Source organism: Salinivibrio sp. ML198 (assembly GCF_001996015.1).
Taxonomy (GTDB): Bacteria; Pseudomonadota; Gammaproteobacteria; order Enterobacterales; family Vibrionaceae; genus Salinivibrio; species Salinivibrio siamensis.
Window position 1 is genome coordinate 57,994 of record NZ_MUEZ01000003.1, and the last position, 12,385, is coordinate 70,378.

A 12,385-nucleotide genomic window follows, 5' to 3' on the forward strand; every position below is an offset into this window, starting at 1 on the left:
AAACAAGATTATGGCTGCAAACCCACGGAAAATTCTGGTGACCTGTGCGCTGCCTTATGCGAACGGCTCAATTCATTTGGGCCACATGCTCGAGCATATTCAAGCAGATGTATGGGTGCGCTATCAGCGCCTACGTGGCAACACGACTCACTTTATTTGTGCCGACGATGCCCACGGCACCCCCATTATGTTGAAAGCACAGCAAATGGGTGTCGAGCCAGAAGCCATGATCGCTGGCGTGCAACAAGAGCACCAAGCTGACTTTGATGGCTTTGATATCAGCTTCGATAACTATCACAGCACCCACAGTGATGAAAACCGTGAGCTCGCCTCGTTTATTTATACTCAGCTCCGCGATAAAGGTTACATCACCAGCCGTACGATCTCTCAGCTATTTGATCCGGAAAAAGAAATGTTCTTGCCGGATCGCTTTGTCAAAGGCGAGTGTCCAAAATGTCACGCCGACGATCAGTACGGTGACAACTGTGACAACTGTGGTGAGACCTATACCCCAGCAGAGCTGATTAACCCACGCTCAGCGGTGAGTGGCGCCACGCCCGTAATGCGTGACTCTGAGCACTTCTTCTTCGATTTGCCGCAATTTGAGCAAATGCTGAATGAGTGGACAAAGTCCGGCTCACTGCAAAGTGAAATTGCCAACAAAATGAATGAGTGGTTCGAAACCGGCCTTCAGCAGTGGGATATCTCACGTGATGCCCCTTACTTTGGTTTCGAAATTCCTGATCAACCCGGCAAGTTTTTCTACGTTTGGCTTGATGCGCCGATTGGCTATATGGGGTCATTTAAAAACTACTGTGACAAACGCGGCGACATCGACTTCGACGAGTATTGGAAAGCCAACAGCGACACCGAGCTATATCACTTTATCGGCAAAGACATTGTTTATTTCCATAGTCTGTTCTGGCCAGCCATGCTCGACGGTGCCGGTTTCCGCAAGCCAAATAACGTCTTCGTGCACGGTTATGTCACCGTCAATGGCGCGAAAATGTCCAAGTCGAAAGGGACATTCATTAAAGCGAGCACTTACTTAAAACACCTTGATCCCGAATGCTTACGCTATTACTACGCCGCCAAGCTCAACAGCCGTATTGATGATCTCGATTTAAGCTTGGATGACTTTATTCAGCGTGTGAATACCGACATTGTCAACAAAGTGGTCAACTTGGCCTCTCGCAACGCGGGTTTTATCAGCAAACGCTTTGACGGCCAGCTGTCGCCCGTTTGCTCTGAGCCTGAACTTTATCAAAACTTTATCGATAAAGCCGAGCACATAGGGGAACTCTACGAGGCACGCGAGTTTAACCGAGCGATCCGTGAGATCATTGCGCTTGCCGATAAAGCGAACCAATACGTCGACGAGAAAGCCCCTTGGGTCATCGCCAAAGAAGACGGTAAAGACGCCGAACTGCAAGCGATTTGCTCGGTGGGTATTAACTTGTTCCGAGTGCTGATGACCTACCTAAAACCTGTGATGCCAAAACTGGCCGAGCGTGCGGAAGGCTTTTTAAACGACACCTTAACGTGGGAGAGCATTGCGACCCCGCTGACTGGCCATCAAATCACCAAGTTCAAGGCGCTATTTAACCGAATTGATCCAAAAGCGGTCGATGCCATGATTGCTGACAGCAAAGAAGATGTCGCGACTGAAGAGGCGGCGAAAGCAAGCGCGCAAGGGCCACTTGCCGATGAACCACTCGCGGATGAAATCGAATTTGGTGATTTTGCTAAAGTCGATCTTCGTGTCGCTAAAATCCTTGAGTGTGAAGCCGTGCCAAAAGCGGATAAACTGCTCAAATTCAAGCTCGATATTGGCGGTGAAACACGTCAGGTTTTCTCTGGGATCAAATCGGCCTACAAGCCGGAAGATCTGGTGGGCAAGCACACCGTGATGGTCGCTAATTTAAAACCAAGAAAAATGAAGTTTGGCATGTCAGAAGGCATGATTTTAGCGGCCGGCCCTGGCGGGAAAGAGATTTGGATCTTAGAGCCTCATGAGGGCGCCCAGCCAGGTATGCGGGTCATGTAACCTTGCTGCCTCATCAATTTGCACAAGCAGAGAATAAAGAGCCCAGTCGGGCTCTTTTTTTGTCCAATGGGTGCCATCCATCGATTCTCCCCTGCACTACGAGGGAGCAATCACGCCCAAGTAAGGTGCGCAGTAAGAGCACATCCACGCGCCAGTCATTGCGCTACAAGGCGTGATTAATCTCTCAATTTTGGCATGCTTCATGCTCTGCTCTGTATAAGCGGAAGCCATAGCAAGGAGAGCATATGGGATGGTTAGTGATGATAGGAATACTGGCGCTCACGATTGCTAGCGTGGTGGCGGTCATCGTGTATCGTCAACGACCGGATTGGCGATTGCATCAACTGCATGAGTTACGAGCTTTGCTCCAGCATGCAGGTTACCTCGCCACCCAACCGCGCGTCGATCCGTATGACTATCAACGATTGCTGGATCAAACACGTCAGTTACACCACTTGGCACCCCATGCGCAAAAGCCTATGTATCGGCTTTTTTTCCATCACCTTCACGCCTTACCACAATATGATGATGTGACCCAGGCCAAGATGAAAAACCGCGCCTTGCAGCACCTAGCGTACTTGGTGGATGAAGCCATCCCGCCGGTGTTAATTGCCTGTGGTGATGACCACACGCTCTCGTCTTACCAACAAATTTGGTATGCCGTGCTAGAGCTACTTCAAGCTCGCCAACGCTTTTCCTACGCGTCAATACAACTGGAGAACGCAACGCCCAATGCGCACCAGTCCCTAAGCTTACAACAACAAATACTCACCAAGCGCTTAGCACAACTGCGCGACCTTGAATTGGGCGATGCATTCACCGATAAGATAGATCAGGTTATCTCACAGCTTGATGATGTACACACCTTGTCACTCAATCGCCGCCTAGCGCTGGCACAGCAAGTTAACGCCGTGATGCTGGATGCACTCGATACCTTTCTGGCTGCGCTGCTCGCCCGCTTTCCTACACCAGAAGATGATATCTTCAATACGCTGTCACCCATCAATGATCCACACCATCAAGGATTCAACCATACACAGCAATAAAAAAGCCGGCGCAAGGCCGGCTTAATAGCAACACGATGACACTTACCCAATATGAGTCTGTCCACCCATATATGGACGCAATACCTCAGGGACTTCAATACGGCCATCTGCTTGTTGGTAGTTTTCCAAAATAGCTACCAAGGTACGGCCAACCGCCAAGCCTGAGCCATTCAAGGTATGCAACAGCTCAGGCTTTTTCTCACCTTTACGGCGGAAACGCGCCTGCATACGGCGAGCTTGGAAATCCATGGTGTTTGAGCACGATGAAATCTCACGATAGGTGTTTTGTGCTGGCAACCAGACTTCTAGGTCATAGGTTTTCGCCGCACCAAAACCCATGTCGCCTGTGCAGAGCAACACTTTGCGGTATGGCAAATTGAGCAGTTGTAACACCTTTTCTGCATCGGCAGTCAAAGATTCAAGTGCTTCCATCGACTCTTCTGGCTTAACCACCTTCACCAACTCAACTTTGTCGAATTGGTGCATACGGATAAGACCGCGCGTATCGCGACCATACGAGCCAGCTTCTGAACGGAAACACGGTGTGTGTGCCGTCATGCACAGCGGCAAATCGGCTTCATCGATGATCTCATCACGTACCATGTTCGTCAGCGGCACTTCCGCCGTTGGGATCAAAGACATGCCCACCCCTTCTTCCGTCGCAGGCTGGGTGTGGAACAAGTCTTCACCAAATTTCGGCAGCTGACCGGTGCCATACAAGCTGTCCGCATTGACCAAGTAAGGCACATACATCTCAGTATAACCGTGCTCATTGGTGTGCAAGTCGAGCATAAATTGCGTGAGCGCACGGTGCATACGCGCCATTTGCCCTTTCATCACGATAAAACGAGAGCCAGACAGCTTCACTGCACTGGCAAAATCAAGGCCACCGGTGAGTTCACCGAGGTCGACGTGATCTTTAATCTCGAACTCAAATTGACGCGGCTCGCCCCAGCGTGAGATTTCCTGGTTCTCAGATTCATCTTTACCGCTTGGTACGTCGGCCGCAGGTAGATTGGGCACGCTCATGACCACGTCATTCACTTTTTGCTGGAGTGCCGCGAGCTCCGTTTTCGCCGCATCCAATTCATCACCAAGGTTTGATACTTCTTCTAGCAATGGTGCAATGTCTTCACCCTTTGCTTTAGCCTGGCCAATGGACTTCGATCGGGAATTACGCTCAGCTTGCAGTTGTTCGGTGCGAATTTGCAGCGCCTTACGTTGTTCCTCGAGTTCACGCATAGCGTCAACATCAAGCGTAAAGCCACGACGAGCGAGTTGTTGAGCGGTTTCTTCCAGCTCAGTTCGAAGTAATTTGGAATCCAGCATGCTAATCCTGTGCTTTCGGGTTATTGACTGTAAATTGACGAACTTAAACCTTACCCAAAAAGGGTAAATTTGCCTAGCGCTTTTGCGGGCTTTTTGCATCTTGCTCAGCGAGAAAGGCGAGCTTTTCGGCGATTTTAATTTCTAGCCCACGATTGACGGGCTGATAGTAACGCGCCTCACCAAGCTCTGGGGGCAAATAGCGCTCGCCCGCCGCATACGCATTGGGTTCATCGTGGGCATAGCGATAGCCATCACCGTGTCCCATTTGCTCCATCAATGCTGTTGGCGCATTACGAAGGTGCATGGGAACGGGCGCGTTGGCGGTGTCTTTCGCGTCACGCAAGGCTTGTTTCCATGCGGTATACACCGCGTTGCTTTTCGGGGCGCTGGCCAAATACACCACGGCTTGTGCAATGGCGCGCTCACCCTCCGAAGGCCCGACGCGGGTAAAGCAATCCCATGCGTTCAGTGCCACCTGCATCGCGCGCGGATCGGCATTACCGACATCCTCAGAGGCTATCGCTAACAAACGTCTTGCCACGTAAAGCGGATCACCTCCCGCGCTCACAATGCGTGCATACCAATACAGCGCGGCATCGGGACATGAACCACGCACTGATTTATGAAATGCAGAGATCAAGTCATACCACGCATCCCCCTGCTTATCGAACTGTGCCACTTTTTCACCGGCCACGTCTTTAAGCATCGGCATCGTGATTTGGCCATCGGCCATGTCTGCCAACATTTCCAGTAGGTTTAACGCCATACGTGCATCACCACTGCACGCTGCCGTTAACGCCCTTTTAACGCCATCATCAAAGGCCAGGGACTGCTCACCGAGCCCACGTTGTGAGTCGGCAAGTGCTTGATCAATCACCGCTTCCAAATCGCTCTCGTCAAGGCTGGTTAAACGGTACACACGGGCACGCGATAGCAACGCGTTATTAAGCTCAAACGAGGGATTTTCCGTGGTGGCACCAATAAACGTGACCGTTCCCGCTTCCACATGAGGCAAAAACGCATCCTGCTGGCTTTTATTAAAGCGGTGCACTTCATCCACAAACAGAACGGTACGAATACCAGCTTGCTTGTTTTGCTCTGCGCGTCCAATCGCCTCTCGGATCTCCTTGACGCCAGACGTCACAGCCGAGATTTGTTCCAGCTCTGCGTTGGCTTGGCGCGCGGCAATATCGGCGAGCGTGGTTTTACCGGTCCCCGGAGGCCCCCAGAAAATCATCGAATGGAGGGAGCCAGACTCAATCGCCCGGCGAAGCGGTTTACCCTCGGCGAGAAGATGACGCTGACCGATGTACTGGTCAAGCGTGAGTGGCCGCATACGTGCGGCCAGTGGGCGAAAATCGTCTGCAAAATCAAGCGGTAAGGTCGACACAGTCACCTCCGAGGCAATTATCTTGGTTGGCGCTGATCGTCGAGCATCACTGAATCGGGTGGCGTAAACGAAAACACGTCCGACGCCGGTGCTTGTCGGCTAAATTGGCTCAGCGTGAACTGGCTTTGTTGCCCATCTTGCTCAACCACGGTAAAGCCGGTCAAGGTACCATCCGGCTTCACGGTGACTTCAAATTCGCCAATCGTGCCTGTGGTTTTTGGCGTTAGGGTAAAGGTGTCAGCCTCTTGGGTGATTTGATAAGCCTGCCAATCACTTGGCTGATTGCGTGTCAGTAGGACAAACGGCGTTTGTGCCGTAGCATCCTCCAACCACATCGCCGTCACTTGCTCAACAAATGGGCTGTAGTACCAGAGCGTCTCGCCATCGGAAATCATGATGGTTTCGTCTGGTGAGGTCGTGGTCCAGTTAAACAAGTTTGGCCGCTGAATCGCCAACCGCCCTTTTGCTTGATGAATCACCTCTCCTTCTGGGCTTTGCACTGTTTGGGAAAACTGCGCACTAAAGGCGTCAACCTGACTCAAGCGATCCATCAGGTGTTGTTGTGCCTGCGTTTTCGCCTGCACCGACAATGCAAAAAGTAGAGACAGCACCACCATTAGGTGGCGGATAGCAGAGAATCGAGTCATGAAACCTTCCATTCGATCAATCTTTGGGTGGCGGTGGCGCGATGACTTCGCGATTACCATTATGGCCTGGTGAGCTTACGACACCATGTGCTTCCAGTTGTTCCACAATACGCGCCGCACGGTTGTAGCCAATTTTAAAGCGGCGCTGCACACCAGAGACAGAGCCTCGGCGGCTCTCGGTGACAAATTCAACCACTTGGTCGAAAAGCTGGTCCAACTCTTCCCCATCTCCGCCTGAGGGTGCTTCACCGGGCAACAAGCTATCAGAGCCTTGATCCCCTTTGGTTATTTCGTCTAGATACTGTGGCTTACCACGTGCTTTCCAGTTATTCACCACACGGTGAACCTCTTCATCACTGACAAAAGCGCCATGTACGCGGATGGGGTGGTTGGAGCCATTGGGCATAAAGAGCATATCACCCATCCCCAGTAACGACTCTGCGCCGCCTTGGTCGAGGATAGTGCGTGAATCTGTCTTAGTAGACACCGTAAACGCCATCCGCGTTGGAATGTTAGCTTTGATTAAGCCTGTAATCACATCAACGGACGGACGCTGAGTGGCAAGCACAAGGTGAATCCCCGCTGCCCGCGCTTTTTGTGCTAGTCGCGCAATCAGTTCTTCCACTTTTTTGCCCACGACCATCATCAAATCGGAAAACTCATCCACGACCACCACGATATAAGGTAATTTCTCGAGTTTAGGCGCCGATTCGTCCATCGAATCACCCGGTTTCCAGAGCGGATCGGGGATGGGGTTGTTGGCGGCTTCAGCCGCCTTCACTTTTTCGTTAAAGCCTTTTAGATTTCGCACCCCAAGCGCCGACATCAGCTTGTAACGACGCTCCATCTCACCAACACACCAACGCAGGGCATTGCCAGCGTCTTTCATGTCGGTCACGACCTCTGTTAACAGGTGTGGGATCCCCTCGTATACCGATAGCTCGAGCATTTTAGGGTCAATCATGATAAAGCGCACGTCTTCGGGTGAGGCTTTATACAACATGCTCACCAGCATGACGTTCACGCCCACCGACTTACCCGAGCCTGTGGTACCGGCCACCAGCATATGTGGTGCCTTCCCCAAATCAGTGATAATCGCTTCACCCGCGATATCATTCCCCAGCACCACCGAAATAGGCGAGTGGCTATTCTTAAAACGTTCGCTTCCAATCACTTCGGACATAAACACCGTCTCCCGGTGCTCATTGGGAAGCTCAAGGCCAATGTAGGGCTTCCCTGGGATCACTTCGACCACACGCACTGCCGTGGTCGACAAAGCACGCGCCAAGTCTTTGGATAGGCCAGAAATGCGCGAGACTTTCACCCCAGGGGCCAAGTCGAGCTCAAAACGGGTGATCACTGGGCCTGGGTACACGCCAACCACTCGCGCCTGGACTTTAAAATCTTCTAACCGTGCTTCAACCAAGCGGGCAATCTTCTCAAGCTCTTCACGCGTCGCCTGCTCTGCAGTATGGCGAGCGGGATCGAGTAGATCGAGGGTCGGGAAAGGCTCTGTCGGCGTGGGTAAATCCGGCTCATCTTTTACCAGGAAAGGATGGTCGAGCCCCGCCGCCTGCTGTTGAGCCTTTTGCGCTTGGCGAATGGTTTCTTGGAAGGGATCGTCATCTTCATCCGCGCCACTACTCGCTTGTTCTGCACGCTCAAGCTCGGACAGTCCATCTTGATTGCCATAGGTTGTGTCGGCGTGGCGAGACGATGAGGCTGAAGGCGCTTCATCCGCTTGCGAGTGGTCACTCATTTGCTCCGCTGATGCGCTGATCGCCTCTGTGTCCTCTACCTCAACATCCGATGACGAGAAAGATGGCACTTCGTGCTCGATCGCGATATCCCACTGCCCTAGCGTCGGTTCACTGGGTTGATCGCTCTCATGGGCCACGGATGCCGCATCGTCTACGGATGAATTATCGGTCGCTGGTACATCGGTTTCCGAACGCGCTTGTCCACCAAAAATAATAGGCGACGCAGCCTTACTCTGTGTCTGCTCATCATTGGTGGTACGCTCCGCCTTTTCCGGCGCTGACGGCGTCAGGCGACGTAAATCACTGAGCTCCATGGGTTCAGATGCATTGGCTGCGGTGCTTTGTGTCTCGGTGTCTGGCACGCCTAACTCGGTCGGCGCGTCACCACGAATCCGATTCACCGCCCACGTCACACCGTTGAGCGTCATCGCGCCAAGATGGTCAACAATGGTTAACCAAGAAATACCGGTAAAAAGGGTAAAGCCGGCCGCCCAACCAAACAGCATCACCAAGGTCGTGCCTAATACATTAAATAGCGGCAGCGCCAAACTGTTGGTGACATCCCCCATCACGCCACCAGAGGAAAAATGCCAAAAGTCGTCAAAATTCAAATCGGCCAACGAGCAGCTGGTTAAAAACAGGATGAACAGTCCTAATATGCGCGCACCGATAATGGTGTAATTAATGAGTTCATCGTCGCTGCGGCGACGCAAGAACACCCACCCTCCGAGGATCGCCGCTGGAGGCAGCGGATACGCTAAGATGCCAAACGAAAAGAAGAGACTGTCGGCGAGCCATGCGCCCATGGCACCCGCCGCATTGTGCACATCACCATGCCAGGCAGTTTGCGACCAGGATGGGTCGGCCGGATTAAAAGACAATAGGGCCACCATGGTGAACACGGCTGCCGCGAGTACCAGAATAAACCCACACTCTTTTAATCGCTGAACGCCATCTAAACGCGCTTTAGCACGAGCCGCTTTGGGCTCCCGACGTAAAGAAAACTCCATCATCACCTGTTTAATACCGTTCTTGAACCGCATTCCTCATCCTACTTTGAGGCTTGCTCATGTTGCCCTGACTTTATCACATTCATGCCGTGAGGGCAGGCATGATGCATGTTTACGCCAAATCTTTACCGAGATATCACACAATCTTATGCTATCCGCACAAAAAATAAGCCGAGCATGACGCTCGGCTTCAGTCTCGATAGGTGGTGCATCGCACCCCTTTTCATCACCTGGCTAACGGGTATGGATAACTAGATGATTGCTCTGTTTAACCTCTTCCATCACCACATAGGTACGGGTGTCATTCACGCCGGGCAAACGCAGCAAAGTTTCACCCAATAACTTGCGATAAGCCGACATATCCGCTACTCGTGTTTTAAGCAGGTAGTCAAAATCCCCTGACACCAACGAGCACTCTTGAATGTCCTCAAGCGTTTGCACCGCTTTGTTAAATTGCTCGAACACATCAGGCGCGCCGCGGTTGAGTGTGATTTCGACAAACACCAACAGTGATGCATCCAAATACTGGGGGTTAAGCAGTGCCGTATAGCCAAGGATATAACCTTGACGCTCAAGACGTCGTACACGTTCTAGACAGGGGGTAGGAGAAAGACCAACACGTTTTGATAACTCAACGTTAGAGACTCGCCCATCCTTTTGGAGCTCGTTCAGGATGTTGCGGTCAATGCGGTCCAATTCCTTGGAGGGCTTTTTTTTGGTATCTACCATTTTTTATTCCACCTTGTTACTTCCTTGCAAAAAGATATACCAAATTAAATAACATCTAAATGATCTTTAGCATCAAATGCTGGTTTGTTGCCTTTATACTAGCCTGAAAATTGACAATATCAATAACAAGCCAGCCGATAACACTGAATAAACAAGAGGTGACAGCATGATCATTGGCGTTCCAAAAGAAATCAAAAACCATGAGTACCGTGTTGGTATGGTGCCAGCGAGTGTTCGCGAGCTTATTTCTCACGGCCACTCTGTCTACATTGAGACCAACGCAGGTAACGGTATTGGTTTCTCTGACGACGACTATAAAGCCGCCGGCGCGTCTATCCTTCCTACTGCTGCTGACGTCTTTGCCAAAGCAGAGATGATCGTCAAAGTGAAAGAGCCACAAGCCGTTGAGCGTGCGATGCTCCGCGAAGGACAGATTTTGTTCACCTATTTGCATCTTGCACCAGATTTTCCGCAAACAGAAGACTTAATTAAAAGTAAAGCCATCTGTATTGCCTACGAAACGGTAACAGATTCTAAAGGTCGATTGCCACTCCTTGCGCCCATGTCTGAGGTCGCCGGCCGTATGTCTATTCAAGCAGGTGCACAAGCGCTAGAAAAATCACACGGCGGTTCGGGCATGCTGCTCAGCGGTGTACCCGGCGTTGAGCCGGCGAAAATCGTGGTACTAGGCGGTGGTGTTGTCGGCTCGAACGCCGCTCGTATGGCCGTTGGTCTGCGTGCTGACGTCACGATTCTCGACAAAAATGTCGATACCTTACGTCGCCTTGATGAAGAGTTCCAAGGGCGTGCCAAAGTGGTCTACTCCACAGAAGAAACCCTTGAACAACACGTATTGAACGCCGATCTGGTTGTCGGTGCCGTGCTGATCCCAGGTGCTGCTGCACCCAAGCTGGTTAACGAAGATCACATTAAGCGTATGAAGCCAGGCGCCGCCGTGGTGGACGTCGCTATCGACCAAGGTGGCTGTTTCGCAACATCACATGCAACAACCCATGCGGATCCTACCTATATCGTGGATGATGTCGTTCACTACTGTGTTGCCAATATGCCTGGCGCGGTAGCACGTACTTCTACCGTCGCTCTGAACAACGCCACACTGCCTTATATCGTTAAGCTGGCGAATAAAGGCTATCGTGATGCCTTGGTCGAAGATGCGCATCTACGTAACGGTCTGAATGTCATTGGCGGTCAAGTGACCATCAAAGAAGTCGCAGAAGGTTTTGATTTACCTTATGTTGACGCAATGGACGCACTGAAGTCGGCACATTAATCGGCCACGCCAATCATAGAAATCGAGGGCACCATCACGGTGCCCTTTCTTTACCTTTCTAATTTACCTACAATCAGTCCATTCAAAAACGAACCTCTTTCCTGCTCGGAGACGTGAATGAGTAACATTAAGCATGCGAACCTATTGATCCTGGGTTCAGGCCCGGCTGGCTATACGGCCGCTGTTTACGCCGCGCGCGCTAACTTAAACCCTGTGATGGTGACCGGAATGCAACAAGGTGGCCAGCTGACCACCACCACCGACGTTGAAAACTGGCCTGGCGATCCTGAGGGACTGACAGGACCGGCATTGATGGATCGCATGAAAGCCCATGCGGAAAAATTCGAGACTGAGATTATCTTTGATCACATCAATGACGTGGACTTATCCTCACGCCCGTTCCGCTTAAAAGGTGATAACGGTGAGTTCACCTGTGATGCGTTGGTTATTTCTACCGGTGCCTCTGCGCAATATCTTGGCCTTCCATCTGAAGAGGCATTTAAAGGGCGAGGCGTTTCAGCCTGTGCGACCTGTGATGGCTTTTTCTATCGCAACCAGAAAGTCGCGGTGATCGGTGGTGGTAACACGGCGGTCGAAGAGGCCTTGTACTTGTCGAATATTGCCTCAGAAGTGCATGTTGTTCACCGTCGCGAGACCTTCCGAGCCGAGAAAATCCTCGTTGACCGCATGATGGATAAAGTCAACAACGGCAATATTTTCCTTCATACCAATCGCGTGTTGGATGAAGTTTTAGGCGATGAAATGGGCGTGACCCAAGCACGCTTGAAAGACACCCAAAGTGATGAAACCGAAACACTGGATGTGATGGGTGTGTTTGTTGCTATCGGCCATAAACCCAACACCGATATTTTTGCGGGTCAATTAGAGATGGAAAATGGCTACATCAAGGTCGAGTCGGGCCTTAATGGCAACGCCACCCAAACCAGCGTTGAAGGTGTCTTTGCTGCTGGTGATGTGATGGATCATGTTTACCGTCAAGCGATCACCTCTGCAGGCACCGGTTGTATGGCCGCATTAGATGCCGAGCGCTATCTCGACGCTCTGGCAAATAATCAGTAAGCCCACGCTCTCATGCAGGCTGCCGTTCGGTGGCCTGCCCAGCCTATTTGTAGGCT

At 51.5% G+C, this 12,385-nt stretch carries 9 protein-coding genes; 4 read left to right on the forward strand and 5 right to left on the reverse strand.

Annotated features, from left to right (window positions below):
- Positions 1 to 10 precede the first annotated feature (10 nt).
- A complete protein-coding gene (gene metG, locus BZG25_RS02760) occupies positions 11 to 2,047 on the forward strand; it encodes a methionine--tRNA ligase (RefSeq protein ID WP_077638507.1) in 2,037 nt (678 codons plus the stop codon).
- A 245-nt stretch (positions 2,048 to 2,292) separates the two neighbouring features.
- Positions 2,293 to 3,093, forward strand: coding sequence for a hypothetical protein (locus BZG25_RS02765; protein WP_077638508.1), 801 nt, complete (start codon positions 2,293 to 2,295; stop codon positions 3,091 to 3,093).
- 42 nt (positions 3,094 to 3,135) lie between these two features.
- Here BZG25_RS02765 and serS read toward each other — a convergent pair whose 3' ends face one another.
- The 5 genes from serS to lrp form a co-directional block, all read right to left on the reverse strand.
- Positions 3,136 to 4,422: a serine--tRNA ligase gene (gene serS, locus BZG25_RS02770; RefSeq protein WP_077638509.1), complete on the reverse strand. Its 1,287-nt coding sequence runs from the start codon at positions 4,420 to 4,422 to the stop codon at positions 3,136 to 3,138.
- Between the two features lie 73 nt (positions 4,423 to 4,495).
- Positions 4,496 to 5,812, reverse strand: coding sequence for a replication-associated recombination protein A (locus BZG25_RS02775; protein WP_077638510.1), 1,317 nt, complete (start codon positions 5,810 to 5,812; stop codon positions 4,496 to 4,498).
- A gap of 17 nt (positions 5,813 to 5,829) precedes the next feature.
- Positions 5,830 to 6,459: an outer membrane lipoprotein chaperone LolA gene (gene lolA, locus BZG25_RS02780; protein ID WP_371326843.1), complete on the reverse strand. Its 630-nt coding sequence runs from the start codon at positions 6,457 to 6,459 to the stop codon at positions 5,830 to 5,832.
- Between the two features lie 16 nt (positions 6,460 to 6,475).
- Positions 6,476 to 9,232, reverse strand: a complete 2,757-nt coding sequence (locus BZG25_RS02785; protein ID WP_371326844.1) for a DNA translocase FtsK 4TM domain-containing protein — start codon at positions 9,230 to 9,232, stop codon at positions 6,476 to 6,478.
- A gap of 231 nt (positions 9,233 to 9,463) precedes the next feature.
- On the reverse strand, positions 9,464 to 9,958 hold the full coding sequence (gene lrp, locus BZG25_RS02790; RefSeq protein ID WP_046073519.1) for a leucine-responsive transcriptional regulator Lrp: 495 nt from the start codon (positions 9,956 to 9,958) through the stop codon (positions 9,464 to 9,466).
- 166 nt (positions 9,959 to 10,124) lie between these two features.
- Here lrp and ald point away from each other — a divergent pair, with 166 nt between their 5' ends.
- Positions 10,125 to 11,249: an alanine dehydrogenase gene (gene ald / locus BZG25_RS02795; RefSeq protein ID WP_046073520.1), complete on the forward strand. Its 1,125-nt coding sequence runs from the start codon at positions 10,125 to 10,127 to the stop codon at positions 11,247 to 11,249.
- 117 nt (positions 11,250 to 11,366) lie between these two features.
- Positions 11,367 to 12,329, forward strand: a complete 963-nt coding sequence (trxB, locus tag BZG25_RS02800) for a thioredoxin-disulfide reductase (protein WP_077638511.1) — start codon at positions 11,367 to 11,369, stop codon at positions 12,327 to 12,329.
- Positions 12,330 to 12,385 lie beyond the last annotated feature (56 nt).